The organism is Streptomyces sp. NPDC107654 (assembly GCF_055639035.1).
Window position 1 is genome coordinate 251,839 of record NZ_JBVKBI010000007.1, and the last position, 17,998, is coordinate 269,836.

Here is a 17,998-nt window from a genome sequence, read left to right on the forward strand (position 1 = left end):
GGTCACAGGTGCTTCACCCCTTCCGGGATCTCGTAGAAGGTCGGGTGCCGGTAGGGCTTGTCGGCGGCCGGTTCGAAGAACGGGTCCTTCTCGTCCGGCGAGGACGCGGTGATCGCGGTGGCCGGGACGACCCAGATGGAGACGCCCTCGCCGCGCCGGGTGTACAGGTCGCGGGCGTTGCGTAGGGCCAGTTCGGCGTCGGGCGCGTGCAGGCTGCCGGCGTGGGTGTGGGAGAGGCCGCGCCGGGAGCGCACGAAGACCTCCCACAGGGGCCAGTCGGTGGTGCTCATGCTCGCGTCGCTCCCGTCTCACCGGTGTCGCCGGCGTGCTTGGCCGCGTAGGCCGCGGCTGCTTCCCGTACCCATGCGCCCTCGTCGTGGGCTCGTACGCGCTGGGTGATCCGCGCTTCGTTGCACGGGCCGTTGCCCTTGAGGACGTCCCGGAACTCGGTCCAGTCGATGGGGCCGAAGTCGTAGTGCCCGCGCTCCTCGTTCCACCGCAGCTCCGGGTCGGGGAGGGTGAGGCCCAGGGATTCGGCCTGGGGGACGCAGATGTCCACGAAGCGCTGGCGCAGTTCGTCGTTGGAGTGGCGCTTGATCTTCCACTCCATGGACTGCGCCGAGTGCTGGGACTCGTCGTCGGGCGGACCGAACATCATCAGCGACGGCCACCACCAGCGGTCCACCGCGTCCTGGGCCATGGCGTGCTGTTCCGGGGTGCCCTTGCTGAGGGCCAGCAGCAGTTCGTACCCCTGGCGCTGGTGGAAGGACTCCTCCTTGCAGATCCGCACCATCGCCCGGGCGTACGGGCCGTAGGAGCAGCGGCACAGCGGGACCTGGTTGGTGATCGCGGCGCCGTCCACCAGCCAGCCGATCGCGCCGACGTCGGCCCAGGTCAGGGTGGGGTAGTTGAAGATCGAGGAGTACTTCTGGCGGCCGGTGTGCAGCTTGTCGAGCAGTTCGTCGCGGCTGGTGCCGAGGGTCTCGGCCGCGCTGTAGAGGTACAGGCCGTGGCCGGCCTCGTCCTGGACCTTGGCCATCAGGATCGCCTTGCGGCGCAGGGACGGCGCGCGGGTGATCCAGTTGGCCTCCGGCTGCATGCCGATGATCTCGGAGTGCGCGTGCTGGGCGATCTGCCGGACCAGGGTCGCGCGGTAGGCGTCGGGCATCCAGTCGCGCGGTTCGATGCGTTCGTCGGCGGCCACGGCCGCGTCGAAGGCGCGCTGGTAGGCCGCCGTCCCGGCGGTGTCCGGTGCGCCGTCCGCCACCGTGCGGGCGGTCGGCTGCGCGGCTGCTGTGGCCATGCGGTCCCCCTGACCTCGGGCTCTGCGGTGAATCCTGTCCGAGCGATGCGTCCCGACCGATCGTTCGGTCCGTGCGTAGTCCATGGTGTGCGGGGTCGCCGCGGGTGTCAACCGCTGTGGAAAACTCCTCGCGCCGCCTGTGGACAGCAGGGAGGAGGCGGGGCCGCGGCCCCGCCCCGGATGGCGAGGACCACCGTTTCCGTCCGTACCCGGGGCTGCGCCCGGGGCCCGGGGCTGAGTACCGTTCCGTGCGAGCGTCGAGACGAGGCGCTCGTGCCGCGTGCGGCGCCCGGGACGGGGCACCGCGCGACGGTCCGCCCGCTCGGTCAACCGCCGGGCCGGACGACCGAGACGAAGACACCGAGCTGACCGCATGAGCCGAGACGGGGGACGGGACGGAATGGACGCGTACGACGAGGATCCGCGGGGCCCGCAGGGCCCGGACGGGTCGGCCGGGACGCGTCTCCCGGAAGAACCCCCGGCGCCGCCGCCCCCCGACCCCGGCCCCGAGCCTGGAACCGCACCCGCACCCACGCCCCGCACCGGCGTCGCCGCGCTCTCCCCGCGCTATCAGGTCGGCGCGGCGCTGGCGCTCGCGGTGGTCGCCGTGGCCGCCTGTGTGCACCTGCTGATGGTGTTCCTCAGCCTCGCCCCCGCCAACACGGTGACGAAGCAGCACGGCAAGGCGATAGAGGAATGGGTGTATCCCGAGTTCGAGCAGAACTGGAAGCTCTTCGCCCCCAACCCGCTTCAGCAGAACATCGCCGTCCAGGTACGCGCCGAGGTGCGGATGCGGGACGGCGGGCTGCGCACCACCGGCTGGACGGACCTGTCCGCCCGGGACGGCGCCGCCATCGACGGCAACCTGGCCCCCAGCCACACCCAGCAGAACCTGCTGCGCCGGGCCTGGGACTTCTTCGGCGCCACGCACGGCACCGACAACCGTCCCGTCGGCCTGCGCGGCTCCCTGTCCGAGCAGTACCTGCGCCGGATCGTGGTCATGCGCCTGTACCGGGACGACCCGACGAGCCGGGAAGGCGTGATCCAGCGCGTGCAGATCCGTTCCAGCACCACCAACGTGCAGCCGCCGCCGTGGAGCCGTGAGCGGGTGTCCGACAAACCCGTCTACCGCCTGCTGCCCTGGTGGGCCCTGACGTCCGACGAGGCCGCGGGAGGCGTGCGGTGAACCGTCTCTCCCTCACCCTCTCGCGGGGCGTCGCCCGGGTCACCGAGGCGGCTCTCGGGCCGTACCAGAGCGCCGTGATCCGGATCGGCTTCGCCGGGACCTGGCTGCTGTTCCTGCTGCGCGAGTTCCCGCACCGCCAGGAGCTGTACGGCCCCACCGGGCCGTGGGGCTGGAACCTCGCCAAGGAGCTGACCGCCGACAACCACGCCTTCACGGCGCTGCTGTGGTCCGACGGGCAGCTGTGGTTCGAGTGCTGCTACGCGCTGGCCATCCTCGCCAGTGCCGCCCTGCTGCTCGGCTGGCGCACCCGGACCTCGTCCGTGCTGTTCATGGTGGGTGTGCTGTCGCTGCAGAACCGCAGCGTCTTCATCGGTGACGGCGGCGACAACGTCCTGCACCTGATGGCCTTCTACCTGGTGTTCACGCGTTGCGGGCAGGTGTGGTCGCTGGATGCCCGTCGCGCGGCCCACGGCGCGGCGGCACGCGCGCGCGGGGAGCGGACGCCCGCCGACCGGACGGGACCGGTGCTGTGGGCGGTGTCCGGCCTGGCGCTCGGCGCGGCGACGCTGACCGGCCGGTTCGACAACGGCTGGCTGATCCCGGCGCTGCTGTGGACGGCCTGGGCCGGGCTCGGCCTGTGGTGGGCCGTCGGCCGCCGGGCGGCCTGGGAGCAGCCGCGCATCCTGCTGGACGTCATCGCGAACATCCTGCACAACGGCGCCCTGGCCGTGATCATGGCGGAGGCCTGCCTGATCTACGCCACGGCCGGCTGGTACAAGGTCCAGGGCTCGCGCTGGCAGGACGGCACCGCCGTCTACTACCCGCTCCACCTGGACTACTTCTCGCCCTGGCCCGCCCTGGCCGACCTGATGTCGTCCAGCGGCACGATCCTGATGCTCGTGGCCTACGGGACGGTCATGGTGCAGGTCGCCTTCCCGTTCACGCTGTTCAACCGGCGGGTCAAGAACGTCCTGCTGGCGCTGATGATGATCGAGCACGCGGTGATCGCGGTCGTCCTCGGTCTGCCGTTCTTCTCGCTGGCGATGATCACCGCGGACGCGGTCTTCCTGCCGACGTCCTTCCTGCGCCGGCTGGGCGGCCTGGCCGTACGCGCGCGCGGACGGCTCGCCCGGCGCGTGGGCCGTACGGTGCCCGCGCCGCGCTCCCCCGAGGAGAGCCCCATGGACCGCGTAGGGTTCACGGCATGACCGATCCGCTGGGCCGTTGGCGTGAGCACGCGGACCGTGCCGTGCTGCTCGACGGCTTCCACGCCCTGAAGCACGCGCTGCGCTTCGGGGCCGAGGTGCCGGTCGCGGTCACCACCGACCGGGAGGCCGCGCTCGCTCTCGCCGGGGAACTGGCCGAGGACGTACGCGACACCCTGGACGCCCTCCTGACGGAGGTGCCCCAGGCGGCGTACGCCGCGCTCGTCCCGCGCCCCCATCCGACCGGCGTGGCCGCCCTCGCGGTACGGCCGTCCCGGGAGGCCGGCCTGCGCGCGCTCGGCCGTACACCGCGCACCGCGCCCGTCGTGGTCCTGGACAACCCCCGCAACCTCGGCAACGCGGGCGCGGTGATCCGGCTGGCCGCCGGTTTCGGGGTGACCGGCGTGGTCACCACGGGCACCCTCGACCCCTGGCACCCCACGGTGCTGCGCGGCGGGGCGGGCCTGCACTTCGCGACCGCCGTGGAGCGCCTCGGCGTCGACGAGCTGCCCTCCGGACCGCTGTTCGCCCTCGACCCGGAGGGTGAGGACATCCGCGGGACCAAGCTGCCCGACGACGCCGTGCTGGCCTTCGGATCGGAGCGCTCCGGCCTGTCACCGGAGCTGCGGGCCCGGGCCGACCACCTGCTGCGGCTGCCGATGCGCCCCCAGGTCTCCAGCTACAACCTCGCCACCAGCGTGGCGATGACGCTGTACCACTGGAGCGCCGGGAGCGCCCGGGCCGTGTTCTAGAACCGGGCCGGCCGCTCAGGCCTGACGGCGGACCTCCACCACCCGGAACCGGTTGGCCACGAACGCGGCGTCGGTGAGGGCCGCGTTGGCCGCCGGGTTGCCGCCGGAGCCGTGGAAGTCGGAGAAGGCGGCGGTCTGGTTCACGTACACCCCGCCGGTGAGGTTGAACGACAGCTGGGCCGACTCCTCCAGGCACACCTCCTGGATCGCCTCCTCGACCCCGGCGTCCGTGGTGTAGGCGCCGACCGTCATCGCGCCCTTCTCCCGGACCGTGCGACGCAGCAGCTCCGCCGCGTCCGTCACCGAGTCCACCGCGACGGCGAAGGAGACGGGGCCGAAGCACTCGCTCATGTAGGCGGCCTCGTCGTCCGGCTTGGCGCCGTCCAGCTTGACGATGACGGGGGTGCGGACCACAGCGCCCGGGAACTCCGGGTTGGTGACCTCGCGGGAGGCGAGCGCCACCTCGCCGAGGCCGGCGGCGGCCTCCAGACGGGCCTTGACGTCCGGGTTGACGATCGCGCCGAGCAGGGCGTTCGCGCGCGCGTCGTCACCGAGCAGGCCGTCGACCGCGCGGGCGAGGTCGGCGGTGACCTCGTCGAAGGTCCGGGGGCCCTGGTCGGTGCTGATGCCGTCGCGGGGGATGAGCAGGTTCTGCGGGGTGGTGCACATCTGGCCGCTGTACAGGGACAGCGAGAACGCCAGGTTGGACAGCATGCCCTGGTAGTCGTCCGTCGAGTGCACGATCACGGTGTTGACGCCGGCCTTCTCCGTGTAGACCTGGGCCTGACGGGCGTTGTCCTCCAGCCAGTCACCGAACGTCGTCGACCCCGTGTAGTCGATGATCTTGATCTCGGGGCGCAGGGCGAGGGTCTTGGCGATGCCCTCTCCGGGCCGCTCGGCGGCCAGCGCGACCAGGTTCGGGTCGAAGCCCGACTCGGCGAGCACGTCCCGGGCGATGCGGACGGTGAGCGCGAGCGGCAGCACCGCGCGCGGGTGCGGCTTGACCAGGACCGCGTTGCCGGTGGCCAGGGAGGCGAACAGGCCCGGGTAGCCGTTCCAGGTCGGGAAGGTGTTGCAGCCGATGACCAGGCCGATGCCGCGCGGGACCGGCGTGAAGGTCTTGGCCAGCGCCAGCGGGTCGCGCTTGCCCTGCGGCTTGGACCACTCCGCCGTGCCGGGGGTGCGGATCTGCTCCGCGTACGCGTACGCCACCGCCTCGAGGCCGCGGTCCTGGGCGTGCGGGCCGCCCGCCTGGAACGCCATCATGAACGCCTGGCCGGAGGTGTGCATGACCGCGTGCGCGAACTGGTGCGTGCGGTCGCTGATCCGCTTGAGGATCTCCAGGCACACCATGGCCCGCAGCTCCGGGCCGGCGTCCCGCCAGGCGCGCCGGCCGGCCCGCATCGCGGGCAGCAGCACGTCGAGGTCGGCGTGCGGGTAGCTCACGCCCAGCTCGATGCCGTACGGGGAGACCTCCTCGCCCACCCAGTCGTCGGTGCCGGGCTGGTCGGTGAGGTCCAGGCGGTTGCCGAGCAGGGCGTCGAAGGCGGCCTTGCCGGCCGCCGCGTCCAGGCTGCCGCCCTCGCCGTACGCCTTCGGGTGCTCGGGGTGCGGAGACCAGTACGCGCGGGTGCGGATCGCTTCCAGGGCCTGATCGAGAGTAGGCCGGTGCTTGGCGATCAGCTCGGGCGCGGTCAGTTCGGCGGCCATGCGGGACCAACTCCTCGTCTGGAGGACTCTCCTTCGAGTCCTGACCTGGCAGAAAGAGCAGCGGAATGGAACGGTCAGAGCTAGAGTAACCGAACGATCGGTCGGTACAAGGGGGTCCGCCGCATCTGTGGAAAACCCCGTGCGGGAGGATCGCGCACATGACAGCTCTCGCCCTCAGCAGCCCCGTGGCCGTCGTCGGGACCGGCACCATGGGCCAGGGAATCGCCCAGGTCGCGCTGGTCGCCGGCCATCCCGTACGGCTGTACGACACCGTCCCCGGCCGGGCCCGGGACGCGGCCGAAGCGATCGGCGCCCGCCTCGACCGGCTCGTGGCCAAGGACCGGCTCACCGCGGCCGACCGCGACGCCGCCCGCGCCCGTCTGGAGCCCGTGGACGGCCTCGCCCGGCTGGCGGACTGCGGGCTGGTCGTGGAGGCCGTCCTGGAGCGGCTGGACGTGAAACAGCAGCTCTTCGGCGAGCTGGAGGACATCGTCGCCGAGGACTGCCTGCTCGCCACCAACACGTCCTCGCTGTCGGTGACGGCCATCGGCGGCGCCCTGCGCCACCCCGGGCGCTTCGTCGGCCTGCACTTCTTCAACCCCGCGCCGCTGCTGCCGCTGGTCGAGGTGGTCTCCGGGTTCGCCACCGACGTCACGTCGGCCACGCGCGCGTACGAGACCGCCCGGGCCTGGGGCAAGACGCCGGTGGCCTGCGCGGACACCCCGGGCTTCATCGTCAACCGCATCGCCCGGCCGTTCTACGCGGAGGCGTTCGCCGTCTACGAGGCCCAGGCCGCCGACCCCGCGACCATCGACGCGGTCCTGCGTGAGTCGGGCGGTTTCCGGATGGGCGCCTTCGAGCTGACCGACCTGATCGGCCAGGACGTCAACGAGTCCGTCACCCACTCGGTGTGGCAGTCCTTCTTCCAGGACGTGCGCTTCACCCCCTCGCTGGCCCAGCGCCGGCTGGTGGAGTCCGGCCGGCTCGGCCGCAAGAGCGGGCACGGCTGGTACGACCACGCCGAGGGCGCCGAGCGGCCCGAGCCGCACACCGCCGACGAGGAGCGGCCGCCCGCCTACGTCGTCGCCGAGGGCGACCTGGGCCCGGCGGCCGAGCTGCTGGCGATGATCCGGGAGGCGGGCATCACGGTCCGCGAGGAGGACGAGGACGGCGGCACCCGCCTGGTGCTGCCCAGCGGCGGCCAGCTGGCCCTCGCCGACGGCCAGACCTCCGTGGAGTTCCGCGACGTCGTCTACTTCGACCTCGCCCTGGACTACCGCAAGGCCACCCGCATCGCCCTGTCCACCGCCCAGGACACACTGCCGCAGACACTCGCCGAGGCCACCGGGCTCTTCCAGGCGCTCGGCAAGAAGGTCAGCGTCATCGGCGACGTCCCCGGGATGATCGTCGCCCGCACGGTCGCCCGGATCATCGACCTCGCGCACGACGCCGTCGCCAAGGGCGTCGCCACCGAGGAGGACATCGACACCGCGATGCGCCTCGGCGTCAACTACCCGCTCGGGCCCTTCGAGTGGAGCCGCGGTCTCCCCCGCGCATGGGCCCACGAACTGCTGGACGAGCTGCACGAGCGCGACCCCTCCGGCCGCTACGCGCCTTCCCTGGCGCTCTACCGCCACTCGTACGCCCAGGACAAGCGGGAGGGCACCCCATGACCACGGCCAAGCGCGACACGTACACCCCCGAGACGCTGCTCTCGGTCGCCGTGCGGGTCTTCAACGAGCGCGGCTACGACGGCACCTCCATGGAGCACCTGTCCAAGGCGGCCGGCATCTCCAAGTCGTCCATCTACCACCACGTCAGCGGCAAGGAGGAGCTGCTGCGCCGGGCCGTCAGCCGCGCCCTGGACGGGCTGTTCGCCATCCTGGAGGAGGAGCACGCGCGCACGGGGCGGTCCGTCGACCGGCTGGAGCACGTGGTGCGCCGCATGGTCGAGGTGCTCATAGCCGAGCTGCCCTACGTGACGCTGCTGCTGCGCGTGCGCGGCAACACCGAGACCGAGCGGTGGGCGCTGGAGCGGCGCCGCGACTTCGACCACCGGGTCGCGGAACTGCTGAAGGCGGCGGCCGCCGACGGCGACGTACGCGGTGACGTGGAGGTGCGGCTGGCCACCCGGCTGGTCTTCGGGATGATCAACTCCATCGTGGAGTGGTACCGGCCGGAGGCGCGGGGCGCGAGCGACCTGGAGGTATCCGACGCCGTGGCCCGGCTGGTCTTCTCGGGGCTGCGCCAGGGCTGACCTCAGCTGTCCGGTTCCAGGTCCTCCTCCTCGAACACCAGCAGCGTGCGGGTGCTGAGCACCTCGGGGATGGCCTGGAGCCGGGTCAGCACCAGTTCCCGCAGCGTCCGGTTGTCGGGCGTGTGCACCAGCAGCAGTACGTCGAAGTCGCCGCCCACCAGGGCGATGTGGGAGGCGCCCGGCAGCTGCCTGAGCTCCTCGCGAACCGTGCGCCAGCTGTTCTGGACGATCTTCAGCGTGATGTACGCCGAGGTGCCGTGGCCGGCCCGCTCGTGGTCCACGCGCGCGCTGAAGCCCCGGATCACCCCGTCCTCGACGAGCCGGTTGATGCGCGCGTAGGCGTTGGCGCGCGAGACGTGGACGCGTTCGGCGACGGACCGTATCGAGGCGCGGCCGTCCGCCTGGAGAATGCGCAGGATGTCCTGGTCGATGGCGTCCAGCGGGCGGGGCGGCAGCGCGACACCGTCCTGCGGCCCGTCGGCCATTTGTTCAGGTCCCATGTCCCCCCGCTTCCTCGCCGTGGACGTCCTGCGTTCATTGCAGGCTGTGGAGAACCGTTTGTCCACAGCCTTGAGGTGCCTGTAGCCAAAATGTGCCGACGACCGAACAATCGGTTGGTGAGGCGGGTCACAGCCGACACGCCTCCCGTAGCCGCTCCCACGAGGAGGTGCCGTCATGACGGTTCTGGAGCAGCGGGGCGCGTACCGGCCATCGCCGCCGCCCGCCTGGCAGCCCCGTATGGACCCCGCGCCGCTGCTGCCCGACGCCGAGCCCTACCGCGTCCTCGGCACCGAGGCGGCCGGGAAGGCCGACCCCGACCTGCTGCGCCGGCTGTACGCCCAGCTGGTGCGCGGCCGCCGCTACAACACGCAGGCCACCGCGCTCACCAAACAGGGCCGGCTCGCCGTCTACCCGTCCAGCACCGGCCAGGAGGCCTGCGAGGTCGCCGCAGCCCTGGCCCTGGAGGAGCGCGACTGGCTCTTCCCCAGCTACCGCGACACGCTCGCCGTCGTCGCCCGGGGCGTGGACCCCGCCGAGGCGCTCACCCTGCTGCGCGGCGACTGGCACAACGGCTACGACCCCCACGCCCACCGGGTGGCCCCGCTGAGCACTCCGCTCGCCACCCAGCTGCCGCACGCCGTCGGTCTCGCGCACGCCGCCCGCATCAAGGGCGACGACGTGGTCGCGCTCGCCATGGTCGGCGACGGCGGCACCAGCGAGGGCGACTTCCACGAGGCGCTGAACTTCGCCGCCGTCTGGCAGGCACCGGTCGTCTTCCTGGTGCAGAACAACGGCTTCGCCATCTCCGTCCCGCTCGCCAAGCAGACCGCCGCCCCCTCCCTGGCCCACAAGGCCGTCGGGTACGGCATGCCGGGCCGGCTGGTCGACGGCAACGACGCCGCGGCCGTGCACGAGGTCCTCGGCGACGCCGTGCGCCGCGCCCGCGCGGGCGGCGGCCCCACCCTGGTCGAGGCGGTGACGTACCGCATCGACGCCCACACCAACGCCGACGACGCCACCCGGTACCGCGGTGACACCGAGGTCGAGGCCTGGCGCGCCCACGACCCGATCGACCTGCTGGAACGTGAACTGACCACCCGCGGTCTGCTCGACCAGGCCGGCATCGAGGCGGCCCGGCAGGACGCCGAGACGATGGCCGCCGCCCTGCGCGACCGCATGAACCAGGACCCCGGCCTCGACCCCATGGACCTCTTCGACCACGTCTACGCCGAGAGCACCCCGCAACTGCGCGAGCAGCAGGCACTGCTGCGGGCGGAGCTGGATGCCGAGCGGGAGCAGCACGGCGAGCCCGGCGCGCCGGAAGGCGGCGCCCGATGACCACCGTCGCCGTCAAGCCCGCCACCATGGCACAGGCCCTCACGCGCGCGATGCGCGACGCGATGGCCGCCGACCCCACCGTGCACGTCATGGGCGAGGACGTCGGCACCCTGGGCGGGGTCTTCCGTGTCACCGACGGTCTCGCCAAGGAGTTCGGCGAGGACCGGTGCACCGACACCCCGCTCGCCGAGGCCGGCATCCTCGGCACCGCCGTCGGCATGGCCATGTACGGCCTCAGGCCGGTGGTGGAGATGCAGTTCGACGCCTTCGCCTACCCGGCGTTCGAGCAGCTGATCAGCCATGTCTCCCGGATGCGCAACCGCACGCGCGGCAGGATGCCCCTGCCGATCACCGTCCGCGTCCCCTACGGCGGTGGCATCGGCGGCGTCGAGCACCACAGCGACTCCTCCGAGGCCTACTACATGGCCACCCCGGGCCTGCACGTCGTCACCCCGGCCACCGTCGCCGACGCCTACGGGCTGCTGCGCCAGGCCATCGCCTCCGACGACCCGGTCGTCTTCCTGGAGCCCAAGCGGCTGTACTGGTCGAAGGACAGCTGGAACCCCGAGCAGCCGACGGACGTCGAGCCCATCGGCCGCGCGGTCGTCCGGCGCCCCGGCACCAGCGCCACGCTCATCACCTACGGCCCCTCACTGCCGGTCTGCCTGGAGGCCGCCGAGGCCGCCCGGGCCGAGGGCTGGGACCTGGAGGTCGTCGACCTGCGCTCACTGGTGCCGTTCGACGACGAGACGGTCTGCGCGGCCGTGCGGCGTACCGGCCGCGCCGTCGTCGTCCACGAGTCCACCGGCTTCGGCGGGCCCGGCGGCGAGATCGCGGCCCGTGTCACCGAGCGCTGCTTCCACCACCTGGAGGCGCCGGTGCTGCGCGTGGCCGGCTTCGACATCCCGTACCCGCCGCCCATGCTGGAGCGGCACCACCTGCCCGGCGTCGACCGCATCCTGGACGCCGTGGCCCGGCTGCAGTGGGAGGCCGAGGGCTGATGGCTCAGGTGCTGGAGTTCAAGCTGCCCGACCTCGGTGAGGGGCTCACCGAGGCGGAGATCGTCCGCTGGCTGGTCAAGGTCGGTGACGTGGTCGCCATCGACCAGCCGGTGGTCGAGGTGGAGACGGCCAAGGCGATGGTCGAGGTGCCCTGCCCCTACGGCGGTGTGGTCACCGCCCGCTTCGGCGAGGAGGGAACCGAACTGCCGGTCGGCGCTCCGCTCCTGACGGTCGCCGTCGGTGAACCGGCGGCGGAGCCCGAGGGCTCCGGGAACGTCCTGGTGGGCTACGGCACCCAGGCCCCGGCGGCCCGCCGCAGAAGGGTCCGGGCGGGCACGGCCGGCGTCGACGGGCAGGCGCGACGGCCCGGGACCGCTTCGGCGGCCCCCCACGCGCGCGTGCACGCGCCGACGCCGACACCGGCGGTGACGCGGGCGCCCGTGCCGGTGGAGGGGCCGGTCCCCGTGATCTCCCCGCTCGTACGCAAGCTCGCCCGGGACAACGGCGTCGACCTGCGCGGGCTGACCGGCTCCGGGCCGGACGGGCTCATCCTGCGCGCGGACGTCGAGGACGCGCTGCGGACCGGGGCGGGAAGGCCCCGCACGGCAGGCGAACCGGTCGTACCGGCCCCCGCCGCGGCGGCGCCGACGGGCGGGGAACCGGCCGTACGGGCCCCCGCGGTGGCCCCCCGGGGCGAGGCCGGAGTCCGGGTCCCGCTCAAGGGCGTGCGCGGTGCCGTCGCCGACAAGCTCTCCCGCAGCCGCCGGGAGATCCCGGACGCGACCTGCTGGGTCGACGCCGACGCGACCGAACTCATGCGGGCGCGCACCGCCATGAACGCCGCAGGCGAACCGAAGATCTCCCTGCTCGCGCTGCTCGCCCGGATCTGCACGGCCGCCCTGGCCCGGTTCCCCGAGCTGAACTCCTTCGTCGACACCGGGGCCCGCGAGATCGTCCGGCTCGACCAGGTCCACCTCGGGTTCGCCGCCCAGACCGAGCGCGGCCTGGTCGTGCCCGTCGTCCGGGACGCCCACGCGCGCGACGCGGAGTCCCTGACCGCCGAGTTCGCCCGGCTCACGGAGTCCGCCCGCGCGGGAACGCTCACTCCCGGGGAACTCACCGGCGGGACCTTCACGTTGAACAACTACGGGGTCTTCGGCGTCGACGGCTCCACCCCGATCATCAACCACCCCGAGGCGGCCATGCTGGGCGTCGGCCGCATCATCCCCAAACCGTGGGTGCACGAGGGCGAGCTGGCCGTCCGCCAGGTCGTCCAGCTCTCGCTCACCTTCGACCACCGGGTGTGCGACGGCGGCACGGCGGGCGGCTTCCTGCGGTATGTGGCCGACTGCGTGGAACAGCCGGCGGTGCTGCTGCGCACCCTGTGACCCACGCCGGGTCCGGAGGAAGGGAGCCACAGGACATACTCGGAGGGTGACCGACACCGCGCCCGCCGCCGGAACACCCGCCCCGTACGACGCCGTCGTGCTGGCCGGCGGTGCCGCCCGGAGGCTCGGCGGGGCCGATAAGCCCGGCCTCAGGGTCGGCGGGCGCGCCCTGCTCGACCGGGTGCTCGGGGCCTGCGCCGACGCGGCGACGACCGTCGTCGTGGCCGCGCCCCGGCCCACCGCCCGTCCGGTGCGCTGGGCGCGCGAGGAGCCGCCGGGCGGCGGGCCGGTCGCCGCGCTGGAGGCCGGACTGCGGCTCACCACGGCCGCGCACACCGTCGTCCTCTCCGCCGATCTGCCCTTCCTCCGAGCGGCCACCCTCCGGCGCCTGCTGACCACCGTTCAGGACACCGGCGCCGACGGCGCGCTGCTCACCGACACCGACGGCCGCGACCAGCCCCTCGTGGCCGCCTATCGCACCGCCGCCCTGCGCCGCGAGCTGACCGCCCTGGCCGCCGCGCACGACGGCCTCGCCGGGCTGCCCCTGCGCCGGCTCACCGGCGCCCTCACGCTCACCCGCGTCCCGGACCCGCTCGCGTCCTTCGACTGCGACACCTGGGACGACATCGCCGACGCCAGGGCACGGATCAGGGAGCATGGGCACGTGTTGGATGAATGGATCTCCGCAGTCAAGGACGAGCTGGGCATCGACCTGGACGTCGACACCGGCGTCCTGCTCGACCTGGCCCGTGACGCCGCCCACGGCGTGGCCCGCCCGGCGGCCCCGCTGACCACGTTCCTCGTGGGCTACGCCGCGGCGCGGGCCGAGGGCGGCCCGGAGGCCGTCGCCGAGGCCGCCCGCAAGGCCACCGCGCTGGCCCTGCGCTGGGAGGAAGAGAACGCCGCGGGCAGGGATGCGAGCAGCGGGGGCCCGAGCGCCCCGGACGCCGGATGACCGCCCCCGGCACCCGGTCCGAGGCACCCGCCGAGGACACCGACGACCTCGACGTCGAGGAGGCCCTGGCCCTGGTGAGGGAACCCCACGGGGAGGCCCGGGACGACGGCGCGGGCGACGGTTCCGGCCGGGCGTCCGCGCCTGCCCCCCAGACGTCCGCCGAACGGCCCGCCGAGCGGCACCGCGCCACCCCCTGGGCCCAGGCCCGGGAGACCGCCGCCCGCGCCGCCCGCTCCCGCGCCCGCCGCGCCCCCGCCTCCGTACCGCTCGCCGACGCACTGGGCCGGGCCCTGGCCGCCCCGCTCGAGGCGCTCACCGACCTGCCCTCCTTCGACACCTCCGCGATGGACGGCTGGGCGGTCGCCGGCCCCGGCCCCTGGCAGGTACGGGAGGAGGGCGTGCTGGCAGGGCACGCGCAGCCGGAGCCGCTCACCGACGGCGAGGCGGTCCGTATCGCCACCGGCGCCCGCATCCCCGCCGACACCACCGCCGTCCTGCGCACCGAGCACGGCCGGATCGACGCCCAGGGCCGCCTGCACACCACCCGCGAGATGCTCCACGGCCAGGACATCCGCCCCCGTGGCCAGGAGTGCCGCAGCGGTGACCAGCTGCTGCCCGTCGGCACCCTGGTCACCCCCGCCGTCCTGGGCCTCGCCGCGGCGGCCGGCTACGACACGGTCACCGTCGTCCCCCGGCCCCGCGCCGAAGTCCTCGTACTCGGCGACGAGTTGCTGTCCGAGGGGCTGCCGCACGACGGGCTGATCAGGGACGCCCTCGGTCCCATGCTGCCGCCGTGGCTGCGCGCGCTCGGCGCCGACGTCCTCGCCGTACGCCGGATCGGCGACGACGCCAGGGCGCTGCACAAGGCGGTCACCCGCTCCGACGCCGACCTGATCGTCACCACGGGCGGTACCGCCTCCGGACCCGTCGACCACGTCCACCCGGTCCTGGAGCGCATCGGCGCCGAACTCCTCGTCGACGGCGTCAAGGTCCGCCCCGGCCACCCCATGCTGCTGGCCCGCACCTCGGACCACCAGCACCTCGTCGGTCTGCCGGGCAACCCCCTCGCGGCCGTCTCCGGGCTGCTCACCCTCGCCGAACCGCTGTTGCGGACCCTCGCCGCCCACCCCGCCCCCGAGCCGTACACGCTGCCGCTCCGCGAGGCGGTGCACGGGCATCCGCACGACACCCGGCTCATCCCCGTGGTGCTGCGCGGTGACCACGCCGTGCCGCTGCACTACAACGGCCCGGCCATGCTCCGGGGCGTCGCCGCCGCCGACGCGCTGGCCGTCGTACCGCCGGGCGGGGCCCGGCAGGGCGAGGAGACGGAGCTGCTGGACCTGCCGTGGGCGACCGGCGGGATCGGAGTGTGTTTCACGTGAAACTTCCGGGCCATGACGCCATAGCCCGCCAAGCGGGCGAACACCTGGTGCCCCATCGGGTGGCCTGCCGAGAAAAGTGGTGGAACGCCCGACCCGCCAGGTCCTCAAGCGACTGATCATGGCCCTGGTGGTGCTGGTCGCCACCGCGATGGTCGTCTACGCGGACCGCGACGGCTACCACGACAACGCCGACGGCTCCGTCGACCTGCTCGACGCGTTCTACTACGCGACCGTCACCCTCTCCACCACCGGCTACGGCGACATCACCCCGGTCGGCGACGGAGCCCGGCTCGCCAACATCTTCGTCATCACGCCCCTGCGCGTGCTGTTCCTGATCATCCTGGTCGGCACCACGCTGGAGGTCCTCACCGAACGGACGCGTGAGGAGTGGCGCCTGAACCGCTGGAGGTCCACGTTGCGCGATCACACCGTCGTCATCGGTTTCGGTACGAAGGGCCGGTCGGCCATCCAGACCGTCTGCGCGACCGGGTTGAAGAAGGAGCAGGTGGTCGTGGTCGACCCCAGCTCGAAGGCGATCGATGCGGCGAACGCGGAGGGCTACGCCGGGGTCATGGGCGACGCCACCCGCAGTGACGTGCTCAAACGGGCCGAGGTGCACCGGGCACGGCAGATCATCGTCGCCCCGCAGCGCGACGACACCTCCGTCCTCGTCACGCTGACGGCCCGCCAGCTCAACCGCGGCGCCAAGATCGTGGCCGCGGTGCGCGAGGAGGAGAACGTCCCGCTGCTCAAGCAGTCCGGGGCCGACGCCGTCATCACCAGTTCGGGCGCGGCCGGCCGACTGCTCGGCCTCTCCGTGCTCAGCCCCGCCGCCGGCATGGTGATGGAGGACCTGATCCAGCAGGGCAGCGGGCTGGACCTCGTCGAACGGCCGGTGGTCCGTGCGGAGGTGGGCAGGAAGCCGCGCGAGACGGACGACCTGGTGGTGAGCGTCATACGCGGTCACCGGGTGCTCGGCTACGACGATCCGTCCGTCGGCACCCTCCAGCTGACGGACCGGCTCATCACCATCGTCCGCGCCACCCCCGGAATCCAGCTCACCCCGGACACCCGCCCCCTGCCGGACGAGTGACCGGCCCCCCGGGGAGTAGCGTCACGGACATGCATGCGATCACGATTCCCGAACCTGGTGGTCCCGAGGCGCTGGTGTGGGACGAGGTCCCCGATCCGGTGCCCGGCGAGGGCGAGGTGCTGGTCGAGGTGGTGGCCAGCGCCGTGAACCGCGCCGACGTCCTGCAGCGCCAGGGTTTCTACGCCCCGCCGCCCGGCGCCTCCCCCTACCCCGGCCTGGAGTGCTCCGGCCGGATCGCCGCGCTCGGCACCGGGGTCTCCGGCTGGGCCGTGGGCGACCCGGTGTGCGCGCTGCTCGCGGGCGGCGGTTACGCCGAGAAGGTCGCCGTACCGGCCGGGCAGCTGCTGCCCGTGCCCGACGGCGTCGACCTCACCCGGGCGGCGGCACTGCCCGAGGTGGTCTCCACCGTCTGGTCCAACGTGTTCATGGTCGCCCACCTGCGCCCGGGCGAGACGCTGCTGGTCCACGGCGGCTCCAGCGGCATCGGGACCATGGCGATCCAGCTGGCCAAGGCCGTCGGCGCCAAGGTGGCGGTGACCGCCGGCACGAAGGAGAAGCTCGACCGCTGCGCCGAGCTGGGCGCCGACGTGCTGATCAACTACCGCGAGCAGGACTTCGTCGAAGAGATCAGGCAGGCCACCGGCGGAGCGGGTGCCGACGTCATCCTCGACAACATGGGCGCCAAGTACCTGGACCGCAACGTCCAGGCCCTCGCCGTCAACGGACGCCTCGCGATCATCGGCATGCAGGGCGGGACGAAGGGCGAGCTGAACATCGGCGCGCTGCTCGGCAAGCGGGCCGCGATCAGCGCGACCTCGCTGCGTGCCCGTCCGCTGGACGAGAAGGCGGCCATCGTCGCCGCCGTACGCGAGCATGTGTGGCCCCTGCTGGCCGCCGGGCACGTCCGTCCGGTCGTGGACCGCGAGCTGCCGATGCCGCAGGCGGCCGAGGCACACCGGCTGGTGGAGGAGAGCGGGCACGTCGGCAAGGTGCTGCTGGTCGTGCCGTAGCGGCGGGACCGGTGGAGCGGCCGGACCGTGGTGCGGGCGGTCAGCTCCGGCGCAGCCTCAGGCCCAGCAGGGCGAGGCCGAGGCCGAGACCGATGAGGACCAGGCCGCTGCCCAGCGGGAGTATGCGCAGGACCGGTTCCGCCTCGCCCTGCGGGGCGGCCTGCCGGGCGGCGGGTTCCGCCGAACGCCCGTCCGAGTCGAGACCGGCCTCCTCGGAGGGCGAGGAGGCGCCCGGTATCTCGGCGGTCTCCGGTTCCTCCGGCTCGTTCGGCCGGGCGACGGGGGTGGCGGGAGGCGGGTCGTCGTCGCCCTCCACCTCCACCGCCGGCCCGTCGGGCCGGCCCGGCCGCATCCGCCCCTCGCCGGCCCGGCTGCCCGCCCGGGACGGTTCGACCGAGGCGAGCGGACGGTAGGGGCGGACCGACGCCGAGGCGGAGTCGGACGGCATCGGCACGGCGGCCGGCGAGGCCTGGTGCGCGGGGGCGGCCGCAGTGGCAGGCGCCCGGCCCGGGCCGTCCCGGCCCGGCCGGCTCTGCTCCGGCTGTCCGCGGCTCGGAGCGGTGTCCCGCGGAGCCGCTTCCGCGCGGACCGTGCCCTCGTCGGGCCGCCGGCCCCGGAGGGCCGGGCCCGTGGCGGACGGGCGGGCGGCGCCCGGCTCCGTGACGCGTGGGCCCGGCTCCGTGACGCGTGCGGGCGGGCCGCCGTACGCGACGGCGGTGCCGTACGCCGGCAGGGCCGCCGTCGTGAGGACGACCAGCAGCGGGACGCAGCGGAGTCTGTGTCGCAGGCGTGGAGTCACGGCGGTGACCTCCCGGAGCCCAGGTGTCGTGACCGATGGAAAACCAACGGGAATAAGCCTCACATCCCATGGCAAAGCAGGCATTCCGGATTGGGCCGTCGGGTCTACACGGTGGATC

16 protein-coding genes and 1 pseudogene are annotated in these 17,998 nt (G+C 73.4%); 12 read left to right on the forward strand and 5 right to left on the reverse strand.

Annotation, left to right across the window (positions count from 1 at the left end; genetic code table 11):
- Positions 1-2: 2 nt before the first annotated feature.
- Both paaB and paaA read right to left on the reverse strand, forming a co-directional pair.
- Positions 3-290 (reverse strand): 1,2-phenylacetyl-CoA epoxidase subunit PaaB, encoded by a 288-nt coding sequence (gene paaB / locus ACZ7N4_RS15645; RefSeq protein ID WP_190016117.1) that lies wholly within the window; start codon positions 288-290, stop codon positions 3-5.
- Positions 287-1,303 carry a 1,2-phenylacetyl-CoA epoxidase subunit PaaA gene (gene paaA / locus ACZ7N4_RS15650; protein ID WP_471358495.1) on the reverse strand — a complete coding sequence of 339 codons (1,017 nt, stop codon included), beginning with the start codon at positions 1,301-1,303 and terminating at the stop codon, positions 287-289. The genes paaB and paaA overlap by 4 nt, the downstream gene beginning before the upstream one ends.
- A gap of 400 nt (positions 1,304-1,703) precedes the next feature.
- On the opposite strand from paaA, the gene ACZ7N4_RS15655 reads away from it, so the two are divergent.
- Genes ACZ7N4_RS15655 through ACZ7N4_RS15665 form a run of 3 tightly spaced genes read left to right on the forward strand, consistent with a single transcriptional unit; the run spans position 1,704 to position 4,446 of the window.
- Positions 1,704-2,489, forward strand: coding sequence for a DUF5819 family protein (locus ACZ7N4_RS15655; protein ID WP_471358812.1), 786 nt, complete (start codon positions 1,704-1,706; stop codon positions 2,487-2,489).
- A complete protein-coding gene (locus tag ACZ7N4_RS15660; protein ID WP_471358497.1) occupies positions 2,486-3,697 on the forward strand; it encodes an HTTM domain-containing protein in 1,212 nt (403 codons plus the stop codon). Before ACZ7N4_RS15655 ends, ACZ7N4_RS15660 begins: the two co-directional genes overlap by 4 nt.
- A complete protein-coding gene (locus ACZ7N4_RS15665; RefSeq protein ID WP_471358501.1) occupies positions 3,694-4,446 on the forward strand; it encodes a TrmH family RNA methyltransferase in 753 nt (250 codons plus the stop codon). The genes ACZ7N4_RS15660 and ACZ7N4_RS15665 overlap by 4 nt, the downstream gene beginning before the upstream one ends.
- A gap of 15 nt (positions 4,447-4,461) precedes the next feature.
- Here the strand turns inward: ACZ7N4_RS15665 and paaN are convergent, their stop codons facing one another.
- Complete coding sequence (paaN, locus tag ACZ7N4_RS15670) at positions 4,462-6,156, reverse strand: phenylacetic acid degradation protein PaaN (RefSeq protein WP_471358504.1); 1,695 nt, start codon at positions 6,154-6,156, stop codon at positions 4,462-4,464.
- Between the two features lie 158 nt (positions 6,157-6,314).
- On the opposite strand from paaN, the gene ACZ7N4_RS15675 reads away from it, so the two are divergent.
- Positions 6,315-7,829: a 3-hydroxyacyl-CoA dehydrogenase gene (locus ACZ7N4_RS15675; protein ID WP_471358506.1), complete on the forward strand. Its 1,515-nt coding sequence runs from the start codon at positions 6,315-6,317 to the stop codon at positions 7,827-7,829.
- Positions 7,826-8,413, forward strand: coding sequence for a TetR/AcrR family transcriptional regulator (locus tag ACZ7N4_RS15680; RefSeq protein ID WP_471358508.1), 588 nt, complete (start codon positions 7,826-7,828; stop codon positions 8,411-8,413). Before ACZ7N4_RS15675 ends, ACZ7N4_RS15680 begins: the two co-directional genes overlap by 4 nt.
- 2 nt (positions 8,414-8,415) lie before the next feature.
- On the opposite strand, the gene ACZ7N4_RS15685 is transcribed toward ACZ7N4_RS15680, so the two are convergent.
- A complete protein-coding gene (locus ACZ7N4_RS15685; RefSeq protein ID WP_471358511.1) occupies positions 8,416-8,913 on the reverse strand; it encodes an Lrp/AsnC family transcriptional regulator in 498 nt (165 codons plus the stop codon).
- Positions 8,914-9,088: 175 nt separating this feature from the next.
- Between ACZ7N4_RS15685 and pdhA the strand changes: the two genes are divergently transcribed.
- From pdhA to ACZ7N4_RS15720, 7 genes and pseudogenes are all read left to right on the forward strand, one after another.
- Positions 9,089-10,252, forward strand: a complete 1,164-nt coding sequence (pdhA, locus tag ACZ7N4_RS15690; protein WP_471358513.1) for a pyruvate dehydrogenase (acetyl-transferring) E1 component subunit alpha — start codon at positions 9,089-9,091, stop codon at positions 10,250-10,252.
- Positions 10,249-11,253, forward strand: coding sequence for an alpha-ketoacid dehydrogenase subunit beta (locus ACZ7N4_RS15695; RefSeq protein ID WP_471358515.1), 1,005 nt, complete (start codon positions 10,249-10,251; stop codon positions 11,251-11,253). Before pdhA ends, ACZ7N4_RS15695 begins: the two co-directional genes overlap by 4 nt.
- Positions 11,253-12,641 (forward strand): dihydrolipoamide acetyltransferase family protein, encoded by a 1,389-nt coding sequence (locus ACZ7N4_RS15700; protein WP_471358517.1) that lies wholly within the window; start codon positions 11,253-11,255, stop codon positions 12,639-12,641. The genes ACZ7N4_RS15695 and ACZ7N4_RS15700 overlap by 1 nt, the downstream gene beginning before the upstream one ends.
- Before the next feature lie 46 nt (positions 12,642-12,687).
- The gene (locus ACZ7N4_RS15705) at positions 12,688-13,596 is read left to right on the forward strand and encodes an NTP transferase domain-containing protein (protein WP_471358521.1); all 909 of its coding nucleotides are present in this window, start codon (positions 12,688-12,690) and stop codon (positions 13,594-13,596) included.
- Positions 13,593-14,978: a molybdopterin molybdotransferase MoeA gene (locus tag ACZ7N4_RS15710; protein WP_471358524.1), complete on the forward strand. Its 1,386-nt coding sequence runs from the start codon at positions 13,593-13,595 to the stop codon at positions 14,976-14,978. Before ACZ7N4_RS15705 ends, ACZ7N4_RS15710 begins: the two co-directional genes overlap by 4 nt.
- Positions 14,966-16,071, forward strand: a pseudogene (locus tag ACZ7N4_RS15715) (potassium channel family protein). Before ACZ7N4_RS15710 ends, ACZ7N4_RS15715 begins: the two are co-directional and overlap by 13 nt.
- A 29-nt stretch (positions 16,072-16,100) precedes the next feature.
- The gene (locus tag ACZ7N4_RS15720) at positions 16,101-17,081 is read left to right on the forward strand and encodes an NAD(P)H-quinone oxidoreductase (RefSeq protein WP_471358527.1); all 981 of its coding nucleotides are present in this window, start codon (positions 16,101-16,103) and stop codon (positions 17,079-17,081) included.
- Positions 17,082-17,121: 40 nt separating this feature from the next.
- On the opposite strand, the gene ACZ7N4_RS15725 is transcribed toward ACZ7N4_RS15720, so the two are convergent.
- Positions 17,122-17,880: a hypothetical protein gene (locus tag ACZ7N4_RS15725; RefSeq protein WP_471358530.1), complete on the reverse strand. Its 759-nt coding sequence runs from the start codon at positions 17,878-17,880 to the stop codon at positions 17,122-17,124.
- Between the last annotated feature and the right edge of the window lie 118 nt (positions 17,881-17,998).

Coding starts and splice junctions, on each gene's coding strand:
- paaB (WP_190016117.1), bottom strand. CDS start 290: ATGAGCACCACCGACTGGCCCCTGTGGGAGGTCTTCGTGCGCTCCCGG.
- paaA (WP_471358495.1), bottom strand. CDS start 1,303: ATGGCCACAGCAGCCGCGCAGCCGACCGCCCGCACGGTGGCGGACGGC.
- ACZ7N4_RS15655 (WP_471358812.1), top strand. CDS start 1,704: ATGGACGCGTACGACGAGGATCCGCGGGGCCCGCAGGGCCCGGACGGG.
- ACZ7N4_RS15665 (WP_471358501.1), top strand. CDS start 3,694: ATGACCGATCCGCTGGGCCGTTGGCGTGAGCACGCGGACCGTGCCGTG.
- paaN (WP_471358504.1), bottom strand. CDS start 6,156: ATGGCCGCCGAACTGACCGCGCCCGAGCTGATCGCCAAGCACCGGCCT.
- ACZ7N4_RS15675 (WP_471358506.1), top strand. CDS start 6,315: ATGACAGCTCTCGCCCTCAGCAGCCCCGTGGCCGTCGTCGGGACCGGC.
- ACZ7N4_RS15680 (WP_471358508.1), top strand. CDS start 7,826: ATGACCACGGCCAAGCGCGACACGTACACCCCCGAGACGCTGCTCTCG.
- ACZ7N4_RS15685 (WP_471358511.1), bottom strand. CDS start 8,913: ATGGGACCTGAACAAATGGCCGACGGGCCGCAGGACGGTGTCGCGCTG.
- pdhA (WP_471358513.1), top strand. CDS start 9,089: ATGACGGTTCTGGAGCAGCGGGGCGCGTACCGGCCATCGCCGCCGCCC.
- ACZ7N4_RS15695 (WP_471358515.1), top strand. CDS start 10,249: ATGACCACCGTCGCCGTCAAGCCCGCCACCATGGCACAGGCCCTCACG.
- ACZ7N4_RS15700 (WP_471358517.1), top strand. CDS start 11,253: ATGGCTCAGGTGCTGGAGTTCAAGCTGCCCGACCTCGGTGAGGGGCTC.
- ACZ7N4_RS15710 (WP_471358524.1), top strand. CDS start 13,593: ATGACCGCCCCCGGCACCCGGTCCGAGGCACCCGCCGAGGACACCGAC.
- ACZ7N4_RS15720 (WP_471358527.1), top strand. CDS start 16,101: ATGCATGCGATCACGATTCCCGAACCTGGTGGTCCCGAGGCGCTGGTG.